Origin of the sequence: Nocardioides lacusdianchii (assembly GCF_020102855.1) — a bacterium.
GTDB classification, from domain to species: Bacteria; Actinomycetota; Actinomycetes; order Propionibacteriales; family Nocardioidaceae; genus Nocardioides; species Nocardioides lacusdianchii.
This window is the reverse complement of sequence record NZ_JADHZD010000010.1, coordinates 98,339-116,008: the sequence shown is the minus strand read 5'-3', so window position 1 is coordinate 116,008 and position 17,670 is coordinate 98,339. Positions and strand designations below refer to the sequence as shown.

Annotated in this window: 13 protein-coding genes; 8 read left to right on the top strand and 5 right to left on the bottom strand. The window is 72.4% G+C overall.

Annotated features, from left to right (window positions below):
* Nucleotides 1-58 precede the first annotated feature (58 nt).
* On the bottom strand, nt 59-1,942 hold the full coding sequence (locus IRX98_RS15140) for a glycosyltransferase family 2 protein (RefSeq protein ID WP_224278127.1): 1,884 nt from the start codon (nt 1,940-1,942) through the stop codon (nt 59-61).
* Nucleotides 1,943-1,969: 27 nt separating this feature from the next.
* The gene (locus tag IRX98_RS15135; RefSeq protein ID WP_224278125.1) at nt 1,970-2,959 is read right to left on the bottom strand and encodes a MauE/DoxX family redox-associated membrane protein; all 990 of its coding nucleotides are present in this window, start codon (nt 2,957-2,959) and stop codon (nt 1,970-1,972) included.
* 203 nt (nt 2,960-3,162) lie between these two features.
* On the opposite strand from IRX98_RS15135, the gene IRX98_RS15130 reads away from it, so the two are divergent.
* The 3 genes from IRX98_RS15130 to IRX98_RS15120 all read left to right on the top strand — a co-directional run bounded on the left by IRX98_RS15130 (nt 3,163) and on the right by IRX98_RS15120 (nt 6,221).
* The gene (locus IRX98_RS15130) at nt 3,163-3,813 is read left to right on the top strand and encodes a hypothetical protein (RefSeq protein ID WP_224278124.1); all 651 of its coding nucleotides are present in this window, start codon (nt 3,163-3,165) and stop codon (nt 3,811-3,813) included.
* A 158-nt stretch (nt 3,814-3,971) separates the two neighbouring features.
* A complete protein-coding gene (locus tag IRX98_RS15125; RefSeq protein ID WP_224278122.1) occupies nt 3,972-4,817 on the top strand; it encodes a hypothetical protein in 846 nt (281 codons plus the stop codon).
* A 51-nt stretch (nt 4,818-4,868) separates the two neighbouring features.
* The gene (locus IRX98_RS15120; protein WP_224278121.1) at nt 4,869-6,221 is read left to right on the top strand and encodes an MFS transporter; all 1,353 of its coding nucleotides are present in this window, start codon (nt 4,869-4,871) and stop codon (nt 6,219-6,221) included.
* A 6-nt stretch (nt 6,222-6,227) separates the two neighbouring features.
* On the opposite strand, the gene IRX98_RS15115 is transcribed toward IRX98_RS15120, so the two are convergent.
* A complete protein-coding gene (locus tag IRX98_RS15115) occupies nt 6,228-6,722 on the bottom strand; it encodes a hypothetical protein (protein WP_224278120.1) in 495 nt (164 codons plus the stop codon).
* A 159-nt stretch (nt 6,723-6,881) separates the two neighbouring features.
* Between IRX98_RS15115 and IRX98_RS15110 the strand changes: the two genes are divergently transcribed.
* The 3 genes from IRX98_RS15110 (at nt 6,882) to IRX98_RS15100 (ending at nt 12,479) form a co-directional block, all read left to right on the top strand.
* Nucleotides 6,882-8,585 (top strand): sensor histidine kinase, encoded by a 1,704-nt coding sequence (locus IRX98_RS15110; protein WP_224278119.1) that lies wholly within the window; start codon nt 6,882-6,884, stop codon nt 8,583-8,585.
* A complete protein-coding gene (locus tag IRX98_RS23550; protein ID WP_224278118.1) occupies nt 8,582-9,214 on the top strand; it encodes a response regulator transcription factor in 633 nt (210 codons plus the stop codon). Before IRX98_RS15110 ends, IRX98_RS23550 begins: the two co-directional genes overlap by 4 nt.
* A gap of 88 nt (nt 9,215-9,302) precedes the next feature.
* Complete coding sequence (locus IRX98_RS15100; protein WP_224278117.1) at nt 9,303-12,479, top strand: reprolysin-like metallopeptidase; 3,177 nt, start codon at nt 9,303-9,305, stop codon at nt 12,477-12,479.
* 66 nt (nt 12,480-12,545) lie between these two features.
* On the opposite strand, the gene IRX98_RS15095 is transcribed toward IRX98_RS15100, so the two are convergent.
* Together IRX98_RS15095 and typA are read right to left on the bottom strand one after the other, a co-directional pair.
* A complete protein-coding gene (locus tag IRX98_RS15095; RefSeq protein WP_224278116.1) occupies nt 12,546-13,208 on the bottom strand; it encodes a hypothetical protein in 663 nt (220 codons plus the stop codon).
* Nucleotides 13,209-13,216: 8 nt separating this feature from the next.
* Nucleotides 13,217-15,109: a translational GTPase TypA gene (gene typA, locus IRX98_RS15090; RefSeq protein WP_224278114.1), complete on the bottom strand. Its 1,893-nt coding sequence runs from the start codon at nt 15,107-15,109 to the stop codon at nt 13,217-13,219.
* 178 nt (nt 15,110-15,287) lie between these two features.
* Here typA and IRX98_RS15085 point away from each other — a divergent pair, with 178 nt between their 5' ends.
* Together IRX98_RS15085 and IRX98_RS15080 are read left to right on the top strand one after the other, a co-directional pair.
* Entirely contained in the window at nt 15,288-16,589 is a 1,302-nt protein-coding gene (locus IRX98_RS15085; protein ID WP_224278112.1) for a protealysin inhibitor emfourin, read from the top strand.
* A gap of 69 nt (nt 16,590-16,658) precedes the next feature.
* On the top strand, nt 16,659-17,654 hold the full coding sequence (locus tag IRX98_RS15080) for a DNA topoisomerase IB (protein ID WP_224278110.1): 996 nt from the start codon (nt 16,659-16,661) through the stop codon (nt 17,652-17,654).
* Nucleotides 17,655-17,670 lie beyond the last annotated feature (16 nt).

Sequence of the window (17,670 nt, the reverse complement as noted above, 5' to 3'; positions counted from 1 at the left end):
AGTCGACGTACGCTCGGATTGTCGACTGGATCGGCAATGTGCTCCTGCATAACTGCCGTCAGTGCTCGGGACGGGATGCGCAACGCGGCTGGTGCGTTCGGTCGCCAAGCGTCATCGACATCTCGTGGCGCGCCGTTTCGAGGGGTCGTACCTCGCTGCCTGCCGCGCGTCGCGCCGCGTTGAACACGAGATTGACCCCGGTCGCGGCGCCGAGGGCGGCCTGCAGCGCGCGACGCGAGCCCCACTTGTCGGCGTAGAGCAGTTGGCCCTCGACGAGCCACCGCCGTCGAGACTCCGACGGTGACGACCCGCCGCCGGCGTGCACGACGGTCGGTGAGCGGAGCGCGACGACCGACAGGCCACGTTCGCGCAGGCGCCGCTGGAGGTCGACTTCCTCGGAGTTCATGAAGAAGCGCTCGTCGAAGCCGCCGACGGCGCGGAAGTCCGCGACCGGGATCCACATCGCGGCACCGACGACCCAGTCGACCTCGGCCTCGGTGCGGTGGGCGCGTACGTCGTGGCCGACTGCCCGGTGCCAGGCGGTCGTGCTGCGGAAGCGGGCGAGCGGGGTCAGCCAGGCGGCGACCTGGTGGCGCACGCGAGGGAAGTCGCGGCCGACCCACGCCTCTGTGCCGCGCTCGTCGACCATGCGCGGCGCGAGCACAGCGCGCGGGTGGGTGCGCGCCGCGGCGACCAAGTCGGCGACGAAGGTCGGCTCGAGGTCGAGGTCGCTGTTGAGCACCAGCATCGCCTCGCCGGTGACCGCGGCCGCGCCGGCGTTGACGTTGGCGCCGAAGCCGCCGTTGGTGGCGCGCCGCACGACCTCGATCCCCTCGCGGTCGGGGAAGGGGACAGGTGAGGCGTCGTCGGCGACGACGACCTGCACGGGGTGCGTCTGCGCGAGCAGCTGCTCGACCAGCGCGAGCGTGGGCGCGGGGTCGCCGTGGTGCGGCACCACGACGCTCACCGTGTCGAGCGGGGCGCCGGGCACGTCGCGCACCCAGATGGTGTCGCCGACCCGTCGACCGGCGACGGCGGCCGCCTCGACGGCCCAGGCGATCGCCTTGCCGCGTGCCGCCTCGGGGAGGCGGGGGAGGACGTGGTCGATGTGGCGACCGAGGGCGGCGGCACGCTCGCGCGACCCGATCCGACCGGCTGCCGCAGCGACCGCCCTACCCCATGCATCGCGCGGCGCGTGGCTCGTGACGGTGTGCGTGCCGGGGTGCCGCTCGTCGAAGGCGACGGTCGAGGCGCCGGAGGTGAAGGCGCGCGCGGCGCGGGTCGCGGTGTCGGGCGCGGGAGCGCGGTGCTCGACCTCCAGGTCGGGGTCGACGACGATCTCGACGCCCGCCTGCGCGAGCCGCAGTCCGAGCTCGGAGTCCTCGCGGTAGCCCAGCGTGGGGTCGAAGCCGCCGACCGCCTCGTAGGCCGCGCGCGGCACGGAGTTGCACGCCGCCCAGTGCCGCCAGCGCTCGTCGGCGGGGCGGGCGTAGGCCTGCGCGAGCAGGCGCTGGTTGGCCGGTCGGCCGTACGCCGCGGCGTACGCCGTGTCAGCAAAGACGTCGCGCGTCATCGAGACGACGCCCAGCGGGGGCGACCCGGACGGTCGGGAGCGGTGGCGCGCGAGGTGGGCGGCGAGGAAGCCTGGCCGGGGGGTGAGGTCGTCGTCGCAGCGCATGACGATCTCGCCGCGAGCTGCCTCGTAGCCCGCGGCCAGCGCCGCGCCGACGCCGGTCCCGCCGGTGTGCTCGACGATGCGCAGCGGGACGCGGTCGGCGTACGACTCGAGGAGCGCGCGACTGCCGTCGACGTCACCGTCGAGGACGACCACGACCTCCCAGGGCTCGACGAGCGACTGGGCGGCGAGGGCGTCGAGCAGCACCGGGAGCCGGCGTACGCCGCCCCGGGTGGGGACGACGACGGACAGGGCAGGCTCGGGCACGCGACGATCCTAGGGAGCCGCGGCCGGCTACTCGGCCGGACTGGGCTCGTCGGCCAGGACGGACAGCACGTCCTCGACGAACTCCGCGACCGCGTCCTCGCCCGCGACGGGGCCGCCGGCGAGGTAGCCGTCGGCGCCGAGGAGGACCGCTGAGGGCGTCCCCGCGGAGAAGACGCGGCGCACGTTGAGCTCGGGCTCGGAGGCCGAGAGCTCGCGCGCGTGCTGCGGGGCCGCGGCCGCCGAGGCGACGTCGGGATAGACCGCCAGCAGCCCGACGGCCGGGGCGAGACGCGCGGCCCAGTCGTCGAGGTGCTCGGCGGTGCGGACGCAGGGACCGCAGCCGGGGCTGAGCACGACGAGCAGGCGCGCCTGCGTCGAGGCCAGCTCGACCAGCGAGGACGTCCGCCCGTCGGGCAGCGCGAGCACGCCGTAGGGGATGGCCTGCCGCTCGTAGTCGAGCAGCTCGGCCTCGGGCGCGGCGCCGGAGGGCGACGGAGCGCCGACCACCAGCACGGCGACCGTGGCCCCCGCTGCAGCGGCGAGCAGCGCCCACCACCCGCCGGTGTCGAGGTCGACCGCGGCTGCCGGGACCGATACGCCCGCGAACGCGAACCAGGTGAGGGCTGCGGCCAGGAGGGTCAGGAGCAGGTTGCGGGCGAGGGTCGTGCGGTCGACGTCATGGCGACCGATGCTGCCGAAGCACGAGCAGGCGACCGGCTCCTCGAAGCCCAGCGCGCGGGCGATGAGAGCGGTGTAGGCGAGCATCAGCACGAGCACGGCGACCGCGACCGGCGCGAGCTGGGGAGCGGGGGTCACGAGCAGCAGGGCGGCGAGGGCGAGCTCCGCCCAGGGGAGCGCCCCGGCCGCAGCGTCCTTCGGCACGACGCCCGGCACTCGCAGTGCGTCGAAGGCGTCCCGCGTGGCGACCCGGTCGCGCAGCTTGGCGACGCCGCTCGTCGCCAGCACCGCCGCGAGGGTCAGCGCGACCAGGACCGCGGCGACCGGAGCAGATGACATGGGCGTGATCGTAGGTGGTGTCCGCCGCAGCGGCGGGCGAAGCGGCCAGGCGCAGCGAGGTCATGCGCTTTCCGGCTGTTGCGACCTAGGGCTCCTTAGTAAAATCTTGACGGTTCGTTCGATGCGGATGGTCCGGGGGGACATCGATGGTTCAGCACGTCAATCCGTCCCGACGCAGCGTCGTGAGGGGAGCGGCGTGGAGCGTGCCTGTGGTCGCCGTTGCTGCCACGGCTCCCGCGTTCGCGGCGTCCCCGTGCGCGAACAGGACCGCGCTGCTGCCGGTGGCCTGGTCGTCGTCCTACTCCACGACGCGGCAGACGGGGTCGGTCGCCGGGGCGCCGGTCGTCAACGTGAGGGCGGGCTACAGCTCGATCCTGCGCGGCCCCGGATCGCTCAACTCCCAGAACCTGACGCCGGGCTCGGTTGCGGCAACGCAGGACTCGATCAGCCTGGTGAACAACTCTCCGACGACCCGCTCGCTCAGCCCCGAGAGAAACTTCCAGACCGTGACGTTCGCGTTCACGCAGGACGTCTACGGGCTCACGTTCTCCATCGACGACATCGATCGCGTTTTCGGCAGCTACTTCGACCACGTGTTCCTCGCGGGCGCCCCCCAGGCCCCGGCCGTGACCCAGGGCTCCGCGGTGACGGGCACAGGAACCAGCGACAACCCCTGGCGGACCACTGGGGCGAGCGGGGACAACGCGGCGAACCAGACCGTGACCGTGACCTATCCCAACGGACTGGTGCCGATCACCTCGTTGACGCTGCGCTTCTACTCGACAGTCGGTCCTCTCACCAGCGCCCAGCACGTGGTGCGGATTAGGCAGATGCGCCTGCGGACGTGCGTTTAGCAGATGGCGCAAGACCGGTTTGTCTAGGTTCGCCCAAGATGTGACTCAGATCGCATTCGACGAAACCAGATTGTTACTGTCCCGTAGGTAGTCCATCCCTACCGTAGTTGACGAGGTGACCACCTGGGGGGTCGCTCGTGATCGATGGGAAACGACCGATGGAACTCGGTACTGAAGCACAGGGCCTGCGCGCGTCGCGGCGCAACCTGGTCAGGGGCGCTGCGTGGAGCGTGCCCGTGGTCGCGGTCGCGACGGCAGCACCGGCGTTCGCCGCCTCAACGTGCGCCTCGCCGCGGAGCTTCTTGCTGAACTGGGGGTCAGTTACTTACAACCACAGCGGGAACACGTCCTACGCGACGGTGCCCTCGTCGCCGGCTGGCCAGACCATCTATGTCCACTTCTCCACCGTCTTCCGCGGCCGCGGCAGGGGCGATGGCAACATCCCGGGGTCGAGCCCGTCGGAGACCCGCAACCTCTCGGTGCCTCCCGGCTCAGGGAACAACGGCACGCTTCAGGATCCCGTCATCACGAACCTTGGCGGCCTCGGCTCCGGTGAGCGTGGCGTGCGCCTGCAGCAGATCAGCCCGCAGGGATACAACAACCGTCAGGACCTGACGGTCACCTTCCGCAGCAGTCCCTCGCCCTCCTCCGCGCTGGTGGCCGTTCAGGGGTTGAGCTTCTCCATCGTTGACATCGACAACTTGGCGAGCCCGGCGTACGCCGACCGCGTCGCTCTGTCCTCCACCGTGAGCTTCGACCAGACGAAGGATGATGACATCCGTGGTTCGGGAACGGTGAACGACCCTTGGTTCAACGCGGACAGCGGTAATCAGAACGAGAACGCCGCAGGTGCCCGCGTGAAGATCGACTTCCCGGACGACAACTTGTCCCGTATCTCGACCTTCACGCTCTCCTACTGGACGAACACCGGTGCCTCGGGCAACAACACGGGCCAGTACCACCGCATCTACCTGAGCGACTTCTCGCTGAAGACCTGCCCCTAACCGCAACCCCGCAGGGAACAACCGGCACCCCCGCGCGGTTGTCATCCCTCGATGACCTCCCCTACCGCGACCGACCCTGCGACCCACCAGCCTGACGACTCCCGACGGGTGTCGATGCTTCTGGGCCTGCTCTTCGGGCTCGCCGGGATGGGGTCCTCGAGCGCGGCGGTGACGCTCTCGCTGATGGGCGACGACCTCGGCGTGGGTCCCGGCCTCGCCGCGTGGACGATCAGCCTCTACGTCCTGATGCTGGCGGTGACCACCGCCCTCTACGGCCGGATCTCCGACCTCGTCGGCGTACGCGGACCGCTGCTCGCCGGACTGGTGCTGATGTCGATCGGTGCGCTGGTCGCCGCGCTCGCCCCGACCTTCCCTGTCCTGCTGGGCGCCCGGATGGTGCAGGGCGCGGGCGCTGCCGCCGTACCGACGCTGGGCGTCGCCGTGCTGTCCGCGCGCTACAGCGGAGAGATCCGCGGGCTCGCCTTCGGTCGCCTCGCCGGTGTCGCCGCCGCGGTGAGCTGCCTCGGTCCGCTCATCGGCGGTGTCGTCGAGGCCGCCTTCGGCTGGCGCGCAGTGATGGCCCTGCCGATCCTCGGCGCCCTCGTCGTCCCGCTGCTGTGGCGCGCGCTCTCGACCGACGGCAGCGGCGCCCGCCTCGACGTGGTCGGCGCGATCCTCGTCGCCCTCACCGCCGCGGGGATGGTGCTGCTCGTGCAGTCGCCGTCGGCCGGGCTGCTGGTCGCCGCCATCGGCGCCGGACTGCTCATCCTGGGCGTGCCGGCCGTGCGCGCGACCGTACGCCGACGCCCCGACGGCTTCCTGCCGGTCGAGGTGATCCGCAACTCCACCGTCGTCCGCAGCGCGGTCGCGGCGTCCTCGGTGCCGGCGGCGTGGTTCGCCATGCTGATCGCGCTCCCCGCCGTGCTGCTGTCCGCCGGTTGGGAGGCGTGGGAGGTCGGCCTGGCGATGGTGCCGAGTGCCGTCGTGGCGCTCGTCGTCCCGCAGGTCACCGGCCCCACCCTCAACCGGATCGGTCCGGCGCGTGCGCTGGCCGTCTCGGCCGTCGTCGCGTCGGCCGCCCTGCTCGTCGCCACGGCCGGGGCCCACTGGACGAGCGCCCCGATCCTGGTGGTGGCCATCATCCTGGTGACCTTCGCCTTCGGGCTGGGGCAGCCGGCCCTGAGCGCCGTCGTGGGCGACGCGGTGCAGCAGGAGGTGCGTGGGGTGGCGCTCGGCGTCTCGACGCTGCTCTTCCTCATCGGCGGCAGCGTCGGCTCGGCGGTCGTGGCCGGGATCAGCGGTCCGCTCGGGATGCCGGCGGCGCTGCTCGTGCTCGCCGTCCTGCCGCTGCTGGGTCTCCTCGTGCTCCGCCCGACGCTGCGGCCGGAGCCGGTCAGCGCCTGAGCCCGCTCAGGACGTGACGATCCAGGAGATCGTCACCCCGAGGAAGTTCACGATCGGGTTGATCACGGCGAACGCCAGGCCGAGCAGCCCGAAGGCACGCGCTGCCCCGGCGAGCGGCGTACGTCCCCTCGTCAGTCCGGCGAGCGCGGCCGCGCCCGCGCCCAGCAGCGCCGGCATCCCGCACCAGAAGAACGCGAGGGCGGGAACCGCGGCGACGCCGAGCACGATCGCCCCGACCTGACGCTGGCGCTCGGAGCGCAGGAACCGCACCGACAGCACGGAGACCACGAGACCCAGGGTCCCGAAGCCGGTCACGCCGAGGAGCTGCTCGCCGAGGGAGCGCGGCTGCTCGCCGCTGCCGGTGTAGCCGAAGATCATCTCGGCGACGATGCTGCACGACATCCCCACGACGCAGATGCCGTAGACGATGCCGACGAGGACGGGGTAGCTGGGGATCCGGGTGCGGGTGGCCGGTGCGGCCACGGCCGGGCTGGCGGTCATGGTGTCTCCTCATGGGTGGCGGCCGGGGTGGCTGTCCATCCACGGTGGGCGTACGCGCGACCCGGGTGCCAGAGCCCCGCGTCCCGCGTCGTCCCGCCCGTGTCCCGGGGGTGTCCCGGAGCCTTCCGGGACACCGTCAGCGCGCGGATACTGAGGTCCATGACCACAGTGTCGGCCCCGGGGGGAGCGGTGTCGCCCCCTGCTGCGGCCTCCGCCGCGCCAGCGGTGTCGGGCGAGGTGCTCGCCGCGGTCGCGCTGCTCTCGCTCGGGTTCCTGCCCGCGCTGCTGGTGCTGCCGCACGACCGCGTGGTCGCCGATGCGACTCTCCCGCTCCTGGGCTGGCTGCCCCTCGGGATCGCGGGCGTGGTGATGCTCGACCGATCACCGCGCTCGCCGCTCGGCCGGACCGCCGTTGTGGCCGGGGCGGCGACGCCGCTCGCCATGCTGCTCGCGGCGCTGCCGAGCTCGGAGCCCGCCACCTCCGTCGGCCCGGGCTGGCTGGTGCCGCTGCTGGCCGTCGCCGTCGCCGCCCTGCCCGCGAGCGGCCGCGCCGCCCGGCGCTGGCGCACGTGGGTCGTGCTGTGGTCGGTCGTCGCCCTCGCCGGCGCGACCGTGGCCTGGCAGCTCGGCTCGGTGACGACCTTCGGCGTGGTCTCCTCGCTCGGACTGCTCGCCGTGGCCGGGACCGTCGCCGGAGCCGCGCTGGTGCGCCAGCCCCGACCGGCCGTGGAGCCGCTCGTCGACGTCGCCCTCGTGGTCGGGGTCCTCCTCGCCGGGCTCGTGGCCGGTGGTCTGATGTGGTCCTTCGCCGAGCACGAGCGGATCTTCGGCGCCGAGGTGGTCGGCACGCTGGCCGCCGCCGTGACGATCATGATGTCGACCCCCGCGGCGGTCGCGGTCCGGCGCCGCTTCCTCGCCCGCCGCTACGGCACCGGGCTGCTGAGTGGGACCGACCTCGCCACGCTGACGGGCGGGCTCGGGGGCGACGGCGACCCGCGCGCGTTGCTGGGCACCGCCGCCGGCCTCGTGGCCGCGGCGAGCGCCACGGAGGCCGTCGAGATCGTCCTCGACGACCTCGACGAGAGGCCCGGGTGGGCGACCTTCCCCCTCGTCGTCGGCGACGAACGCGTCGGGGTGATGGCGGTGCGGCTGCAGGAGCCCGAGGGGCTCGAGGCGCGCCAGGAGCACGTCGTACGCCAGCTGGCGCCCACCGTCGCGCTCGCGGCGCGGGCGGTCGAGCTCGCCGTCGAGGCGCAGCTGGCCCGCGCCGACGTGATCCGCGAGCGCGAGATCGAGCGGGCACGCATCCTCGCCGACCTCCACGACGACCTCGGGCCCGCGCTGGCGGGCATGGGGATGCGGGTGGAGGCCGAGCGGGCCACCCGGCCGAGCGCCGAGCTGGGTGCGCTCGCCGCGGACCTCGCCGCCTGCCGGGCCGACCTGCGCCGCATCGTCTCCGCGCTGACACCCGAGCCGCTGGTGGGGGCCGACCTGGCCGGGGCGCTCGAGGCGCTCGCCGCCTCCTTCCGGACCACGGGCGGTCCACGGGTCGACCTCGAGGTGCACGACGCCCACGACGTCGAGGGCGACCGCGCGATCGTCGTCTACCGCTTCGTCGCGGAGGTGGTGACCAACGCGCTGCGCCACGGCGGGGCGTCGTACGTCCGGGTGCGGGTGGGGCGCGTCGACGGGTGCCTGCGCGCGGAGGTCGAGGACGACGGCACCGGCGGCCCGGTCGTGCCAGGCGTCGGCCTCACCTCGCTGACGACCCGCGCCCGAGAGATCGGCGGCCGGCTCGACCTCGACCACCCGGTGGGCGGCGGACTGCTCGTGCGCCTCGTCGTGCCGGGGCCGCACCCGTGATCCGGGTCGTCCTCGTCGACGACCACCCCGTCGTGCTCGCCGGCCTCGCCGCGCTGGTCGAGGCCGATGCCGGGATGGAGGTGGTCGGCACCGCCGGCACCGTGGCCGCGGCGCTCGCCCTCCCGGAGGACCCGGCTCCGCACGTGTGCGTGCTGGACCTCCGGATGCCCGACGGCGACGGCGTCACGCTCGGGCTCGCGCTGCGCGAGCGCTGGCCGGGGACGAAGCTGCTGATCCTCACCATGACGCACGAGCCCGCGACGGTGCTGCACAGCCTCGCGGCCGGCGTCGACAGCTACCTGGTCAAGGACGCGCCGCCCGAGGAGCTGCTCGGCGCGATCCGTGCCACCGCCGCCGGCTCGGTGGTGCTCAGCTCGGGCGCCAGCGCCTCGGTGCGGGTCGCGGCGTCGGCGGTGCCGAGTGCGGACGTGCTGGACCGCCTCGACGCGCGCGACCGCGAGATCCTCGGCCTCCTCGCGCAGGGCCTGTCGACGCACCAGGTGGCCGGCCGGGTCTTCCTCGCCCCCAAGACCGTGCGCAACCGGGTCTCGGAGATGCTCGCCAAGCTCGAGGTCGCCACGCGCGAGGACGCGATCGCGATCGCGCTCGCCGGCGGCCTCGGACGGTGACAGAGCCGCCGCACCCCCTACCAAGGAGGTGTGGTGCAGACCACTGCGTCGACCTTAGGCTGCGACCTCCACCTTCGAAGGAGCATGTGTGTCAGCTCGGTTCCGCACCCTGTCCGTCAGTATCGCCCTCGTCATGGGAGCAGGTGCGCTGAGCTCGATCGCTCCCGCCACCGCCGCGCCCGACGACACGGCGTTCGCCCCGCTCCGCGGCTTCTCGCTCTCGGGCGACAAGATCCGCGTGGAGCCCAAGGAGTACGCCGCCACGCGCGTCGACCTCTCCGCCCTCCGCGCCAACCTCCCCAGCGGCGACGCCACCGCCGTCGTCGAGATCCCCGGCCCGGACGGCTCGCTGGAGTCCTTCCGCGTCCAGCGGTCCCAGACCATGGAGTCGGAGCTCGCCGCGGCGCACCCCGAGATCCAGACCTGGTCCGGCGTGGGCGTCGACGACCCGCAGGCCTCGATCGCGCTCGACATCACGCCGATGGGCTTCCACGCCTTCGTGCGCGAGCCCGGCGCGCAGGCCGACTGGTACGTCGACCCGGCCTTCAACCGCCGCGGCACCACCACCCACCTGAGCTACCACTCGTCCGACCTCCCCGCGCCGGCCAAGCGTCGTGCCGAGGGTGAGGTCGAGGCCCTGCGCGAGACCGTCACCGAGGCCGGGGCCGCCGACCGCGTCGCCAACGTGGCGACGAACCGGCGCTACTACCGCCTCGCGCTGACCTCCGACCCGTCCTACGCCGCCTACTTCGGCAGCGAGAACGTGCTGGCCGAGAAGGTCACCCTGATCAACCGGGTCAACGAGATCTACAACGACGACCTCGCCGTCGAGCTGCGCCTGGTCAACGGCACCGACGCGCTCAACCTCGACACCGACGCGAAGGCGACCGGTGCCGACGGCCCGTGCGGCAGCGCGCCGTGCTTCGCGCCGTACGACGACAACGGGACGCCCGGCGACGGCGACGACACCTTCGGTGACCTCGACTTCTGCAGCGGCGCGACGCTCGGCAAGAACCGCACCGTCCTCGGCCAGCTGATCGGCGCCTCCAACTACGACGTCGGCCACATCGCGCTCGGCGTGAACGGCGGCGGCGTCGCCTACCTCGGCGTCATCGGCGGCGACTACAAGGGCGGCGGCTGCACCGGCCTCCCCGAGCCCAAGGGCGACTTCTTCGCCATCGACTACGTCGCCCACGAGATCGGCCACCAGTTCGGCGGCAACCACACCTTCAACGGCGCCCTCGGCGCCTGCGGCGGCAACATCTCCGACGCCTCGGTCGAGCCCGGCTCGGGCTCCTCGGTGATGGCCTACGCCGGCATCTGCGGCCAGGACGACCTCCAGCCGCACACTGACCCCTACTTCTCGTTCCTCACCGTGGACGAGGCATACGCGACGATGGACCAGGACCCCTACGGCAACGTCGAGGTCCAGACGGTGTCCCTGCGCGGCTTCGGCGACGCGGGCGACTCCTTCACGCTCGAGTTCGGCGGCGAGACCACCGACCCGATCGTGGCCGGCACGAACTACACCCGCGCCGGGATCGAGGCGGCCATCGAGGAGGTCGTCGACCAGCAGGTGTCGGTCGCGCAGTGGGGCTTCGACGAGTTCGACGTCCCGGTGACCCCGCTGGACGAGACCGGCTTCCAGGTGATCTTCAACGCCACGCCGAGCATCCTGGCCGCGGGATACGCCGTCGAGGACCAGCTCGCCGTCACCAACGGCTCGGCCGGCGTCAGCGGCTTCGTGGGCGAGACCGCCCGCGGCGGCCCGTCGCAGGCCCAGGGCTTCCCGCTGGAGGGCGACAACACCAACCCGTCGGTCTCCGCCGGTGAGGACAAGGTCGTCCCGATCCGTACGCCGTTCGCGCTGAGCGGCTCGGGCAGCGACGCCGACGGCGACTCGCTGGTCTACCTCTGGGAGCAGACCAACTTCGGCGAGGGCACCCGTCTCTCGTCCAACACCAAGGTCTACGGCCCGCTCTTCCGCGTCTTCGGCGACGACGCCGTCGTCACCGACGAGGACACCCTGAAGAGCCCCTCGCCGGGCATCAACCTCGCCGACGGGAGCCCGAACCGGGTCTTCCCCGACATGGCGCAGGTGCTCGCCGGCAACACCAACGCCGCCACCGGCGACTGCCCCGCAGCCGTCGACGCCGCTGGTGCGCCGCTGCCCAACAACCGGCAGCTCCCGGACACGCTGCTCGACTGCTACTCCGAGTACCTGCCCGACACCGACTACCTCGGCAGCCTGGACGCGGACGACCGGAAGATGAACTTCCGGCTCACCGCCCGCGACCGCGCCGTCCGCGGTGGTGGCCTGGCCTTCGACGACGTCACCCTCACGGTCGACCCGTCGGCCGGTCCGTTCCTGGTCACCTCGCAGTCCGCTCCCGGCGCCACCGTCGCCGGCGGCACGTCCGTCCCGGTCACGTGGGCGGTCAACGGCACGCAGAGGCTGGCCGAGAACGTCCGGATCACGGTGTCGACCGACGGCGGTGCCACCTTCGGCACCGTGCTCGCCGCGTCGACGCCCAACGACGGGTCGGAGACCTTCGTGATGCCCAACGTCACCGCGAACGACGTACGCATCCGGATCGAGGCGGTGGGCAACTACTTCTTCGACGTCAACGACGCGTCCTTCGCGCTGAAGGCGACGCCTGCTCCCGACACCACGATCACGTCCGGCCCGGCTGACGGCTCGATCGTCCTGGAGAGGAACCAGACCATCACCTACGCCTCGAGCGTGACGCCGGCGACCTTCGTCTGCACGGTCGACGACGAGCCGGTGTCCTGTGACGCTGCCGGGCTGACGGACAAGTTCCGGGCGGGGACGCACGTGCTCACCGTGGCGGCGGTCAACGCCGCCGGGGTCGCCGACCCGACGCCGGCGACGCTCACCTTCACCGTGCCGCGCAACAGCAGCACCTTCGCCCGCAAGGGCAAGGGGGCGTGGGACCGCAAGAAGGACGCACGGGCGTTCTCGGGCAAGTACCTGACCTCGAAGCGCAAGGGCTCCGAGCTCGTCACCCGCGTGAAGAAGACCGAGCGGATCGTCGTCGTCTTCGGCAAGCTGCCGAAGGGCGGCGTGGCGCGGGTCTTCCTCGGCAAGGACAGGATCGGCAAGATCCGGTTCAAGGGCAAGAAGGCCTACAGCCAGCTGCGCACCTTCCGCTTCGACGAGGCCCAGAAGGGCAAGCTGCGGATCGTCGTGGCGAAGAACAAGCCCGTCCGGATCGAGGGCGTCGCGGTCGTCACCAGCGACTGAGCGCACCGCCGTACGACGACCGAGGGCCGTCCCGCCACGCGCGGGGCGGCCCTCGGTCACGTCCGGTCAGCGTTGGGGCGAGCGGGCGCGCTCGGCCAGCGCGACCGCGGCGTGCTGCACGACCGGCAGCTCCTCGGGGTCACGCGCGGCCTCGTGCGGCACCGCACCTCCGAGCAGCGCGGCAGGGCTGGTGAGCCAGATCCAGGTCCGCCACGGGTGCATGCCGGAGGCGAGCAGCGGCTCGAGCACCGCGAGCAGCTCCTCGCGCACCTCACCCGCGTCGTCGAGCTGGAACGATGGGACCAGCGTCGTGCCCTCGTGCTGCACCAGCAGCACGGTGCGACGCTCGGCCGCCTTGTGGAGCGCGAAGCGGGCTGCGTTCTCCGAGGTGCCGCGCAGGCGCGCCACACCGGCGTAGTCGACCCAGCCGCCGTCGAGCAGCCTGGCCCGCAACCGCGTCTCGCGACGCAGCCGGACCAGCCCCACCGGCACCGCGTGGGCAGGATCGTCGCCCTGGGCGCGCAGCAGCCGGTCGAGCTCGACCAGCCGCTCCGACGTCAGCGGCTCACCGGTCGCCGGCTCACGCCAGTGGGCCGCGCCGTCGGCGCCGCGCACGTAGGACGGAAGTCCCGCGGCCTCGAGCTGCTCGGCCAGGCCGAGGCCCTCCAGCCACGACGCGAGGTCCTCGGCGAGCTTGTCGTCGTGGGGCGCGGCGGGGCTGCAGGGCATCGCGGGACCTACTTGCTGGCCTTGCGCGCCCGGCTCGCGGTCTTGGCTCGAGCGTTGGCGTCGAGCACGACCTTGCGGATGCGGACCTGCTCCGGGGTGACCTCGACGCACTCGTCCTCGCGGCAGAACTCCAGGCACTGCTCGAGGGAGAGGCGCTTCGGCGGGATCAGCTTCTCGAAGTTGTCGGAGGTGGCGGACCGGATGTTGGTCTGCTGCTTCTCCTTGGTGATGTTGACATCCATGTCGTCGGCGCGCGAGTTCTCGCCGACGATCATGCCCTCGTAGACCTCGGTGGTCGGCTCGACGAACAGCACGCCGCGCTCCTGCAGCGACGTCATGGCGTACGCCGTCGCCGCACCGCTGCGGTCGGCCACCAGCGAGCCGTTGTTGCGCGAGCGGATCTCGCCGGCCCAGGGGTGGTAGCCCTCGGAGATGTGGTGGGCGATGCCGGTGCCGCGGGTCTCGGTGAGGAACTCGGTGCGGAAGCCGATCAGGCCGCGCGAGGGGACGACGAAGTCCATCCGCACCCAGCCGGTGCCGTGGTTGGTCATGCCCTCCATGCGGCCCTTGCGGGTCGCGAGGAGCTCGGTGATCGTGCCGAGGTACTCCTCCGGGGCGTCGATGGTGAGGCGCTCGAAGGGCTCGTGGACCTTGCCGTCGACCTCGCGGGTGACCACCTGCGGCTTGCCGACGGTGAGCTCGAAGCCCTCGCGGCGCATCTGCTCGACGAGGATCGCCAGCGCCAGCTCGCCGCGGCCCTGGACCTCCCAGGCGTCGGGGCGCTCGGTCGGCAGGACGCGCAGCGACACGTTGCCGATGAGCTCGGCGTCGAGACGGTCCTTGACCAGGCGGGCGGTGACCTTCGCGCCCTTGACCTTGCCGACCATCGGCGAGGTGTTGGTGCCGATGGTCATCGAGATGGCCGGCTCGTCGACGTGGATGAGCGGCAGCGCGACCGGGTTCTCGGCGTCGGCGAGGGTCTCGCCGATCGTGATGTCGGGGATGCCGGCGATGGCGACGATGTCGCCGGGGCCCGCGGACTCGCCGGGGACGCGCTCGAGGCCCTCGGTGACGAGGAGCTCGGTGATCCGGACGTTCTTCACCGCGCCGTCGCGCTTGATCCACGCGACGGTCTGGCCCTTCTTGAGGTGGCCCTGGTGGATGCGCAGCAGCGCGAGGCGACCGAGGAACGGGGAGGAGTCGAGGTTGGTGACGTGGGCCTGGAGCGGCGCGCCCTCGTCGTACTGCGGGGCGGGGATGGTCTCGAGGATCGTCTTGAAGAGCGGCTCGAGGTCGGTGCCCTCGGGCATCGTGCCGTCCTCGGGCTTCTCCAGCGACGCGATGCCGGCCTTGCCGGAGGCGTAGACGACCGGGAAGTCGAGGGCGTCCTGGCTGTGGGTGTCGTCGAGCAGGTCCATGAAGAGCTCGTAGCTCTCGTCGACGACCTCGCTGATCCGCGCGTCGCTGCGGTCGGTCTTGTTGACGACCAGGATCACCGGCATGTCGGCGTTGAGCGCCTTGCGCAGCACGAAGCGCGTCTGGGGGAGCGGGCCCTCGGAGGCGTCGACGAGGAGCACGATGCCGTCGACCATCGACAGGCCGCGCTCGACCTCGCCACCGAAGTCGGCGTGGCCGGGGGTGTCGATGATGTTGATGACCATCGGCTGGCCACCACCGGCGGGGCCGGCGTAGTGGACGGCGGTGTTCTTCGCGAGGATCGTGATGCCCTTCTCGCGCTCGAGGTCGCCGGAGTCCATGACGCGGTCGGCGACGCTCTCGGCCTGGTGCGCGGTGAAGGCGCCTGCCTGGCGGAGCATCGCGTCGACCAGCGTGGTCTTGCCGTGGTCGACGTGGGCGACGATCGCGACGTTGCGCAGGTCGGAGCGGGACTGGGTGGACATGCAGGAGCCTTCCGGGCGGAAACGAGCGAGCGGCCGTGCGGCCGGGCGCGGCCAGCACGGCCGCAGCGTGGAAAAGTCTAGTGCGGGACGCTCGATTTCGAGACTTCGCGACGCCTCGGGGACCCGTCGCGCACCCGGGGGCCTACCGGGTGTCGGAGCGGCGGGGTAGAGATGTCCCATGACCTCTCGGGACACCCACCTCCGCTGCACCTTCATCCCGCCGTGGCTCGCCGAGCGCGTCGACGGCCCCGAGCGGGCGGCATACGACGACGAGCTCAGGCTGCGCCGCGGGGCGATCGCCCGGGGGCCGGCCGCGGCCGTAGCGGGGGAGGCGGAATGGACGGTGCACGACGCCGGGTCGCGCACGTCCCTGCCCGGCACGCCCGCCCGGCGCACCGGCGAGCCCGCCACGGACGACGTCGCCGTCGACGAGGCAGCGGACGGGATCGCCGCCACGCTCGCGATGTTCGCCGAGGAGCTCGGCCGCGACTCCCACGACGACGCCGGCGCATCCGTCAGCCTGACCGTCCACTACGGCACCGACTACAACAACGCGTTCTGGGACGGCACCCAGCTGGTCTTCGGCGACGGTGACGGCCGGATCTTCGAGCGCTTCACCAAGCCGGTCGACGTGCTCGCCCACGAGTTCGCCCACGCCGTCGTCGAGCACACCGCCGACCTCACCTACCGCGGCCAGTCCGGCGCGCTCAACGAGTCGGTCGCCGACGTCTTCGCGTCCTGCCTCAAGCAGCGCCTGCTCGACCAGGAGGCCGGCGAGGGCGACTGGCTGATCGGCGAGGGCATCTTCATGCCGACCGTGCAGGCCCGTGCGCTGCGTGACATGGCGGCGCCCGGCACCGCCTACGACGACCCCGAGGTCGGCGCCGACCCGCAGGTCGGGCACATGGACGACTACGTCGTCACCACGTCCGACAACGGCGGGGTGCACCTCAACTCCGGCATCCCCAACAAGGCCTTCCAGCTCGCGGCCGTCGCGGTGGGCGGTCGTGCGATCGAGGGCGCCGGCCGGATCTGGTACGCCGCGCTCGCCGGCGGCGACGTCCCGCCCGGGGCGGACTTCGCCACCTTCGCCGCGGCGACGGTCGCGGCGGCCGGCGAGCACGCCGAGGTCGTGCGGGAGGCTTGGGCGCAGGTCGGCGTGGTGCCGGGGGCGTCCGGGGCCGGGACGCTGTCCGCCGCTCCGACGGGCAGGCTCCGGGTGGAGCGCAGCGGCGGCTTCGTCGGCCGCACCGACGTCGCGGAGGTCGACCTCGACGACCCCGCCGAGCCCGACCTGCCGGCGCTGGTGGCCGACGCGCTGGCCCAGCCCGCCGCGAAGGCATCGGTGCCCCGCCCCGACATGTACCTCTACACGTTCACCGTCGCCGGAAGCGACCCCGTGAGCATCCCCGAGCACCTGCTGAGCGACACCCAGCGGGAGCTGGCGCGACGACTGCTCGAGGGTGGACACGACATCTGAGTGCCTCCGCCCACACTGACCTCCTTCGGGGTGTCCGCATGTCGGGGGTGCGGTGAGTAGGTTCACCGCATGCCCCGACTGCGGCGTACGTTCCCCGACCAGCCGGGCTGGACCCGACGCCGTTCCGGCAAGGGCTTCACCTACCTCGACCAGGCCGGCAACAAGCTCGACGCCGAGCAGGTCCAGCGGTGCAAGGACCTGGTGATCCCGCCCGCCTGGAAGGACGTGTGGATCACGCCCTACGCCAACGGTCACCTGCAGGCCGTCGGCACCGACGACGCCGGACGCCGGCAGTACCTCTACCACCCGCAGTGGCGCACGAGCCGTGACGCGGCGAAGTTCGACCGCATCCTCGGCTTCGGCAAGGCGCTGTCGAAGGCCCGCGAGCGCGTGCTCACCGACATGGGCTCAGAGGGCATGTCGCTCGAGCGTGCGTGCGCGGTCGCCGTACGCCTCTTGGACCTGGGCTACTTCCGCATCGGCAACGACGTCTACACCGACACCAACGGCTCGTTCGGGCTCACCACCCTGCGCAAGGAGCACGTCTCGCGGCACGCGGGAGGCCTGCGCTTCTGCTTCGTCGGCAAGTCCGGGGTCGAGCACTGCATCGACATCGACGACAAGCCCGCCATCGAGTCGATCGACGTGATGCGGCGCCGTCGCGGCGGCGGCGACGAGCTGCTGGCCTGGAAGGACGGCCGCACCTGGCGCGGCCTGAGCTCGGCCGAGGTCAACGACTACATCCGCACCTGCATGGGGATCGAGGCCTCCGCCAAGGACTTCCGCACCTGGCACGCCACCGTCATCGCCGCCGCCGCACTCGCCGACACCGACGAGCCGGGCAAGACCAAGGCCTCGCGCAAGCGCGCGGTGTCGAGCGCGATGAAGGAGGTCTCGGACTTCCTCGGCAACACTCCGACGCTGGCACGCTCGTCCTACGTCGACCCGCGGGTCGTCGAGGCCTACGAGCGCGGTCGCACCATCAAGGTGCGGGCGTCGTACGACACCGACGACGCCCGCCAGGCCGCGCTCGAGCGGGCGGTGCTGAAGCTCCTCGCCGCCTGAGCGAGGAAGTGCCCGC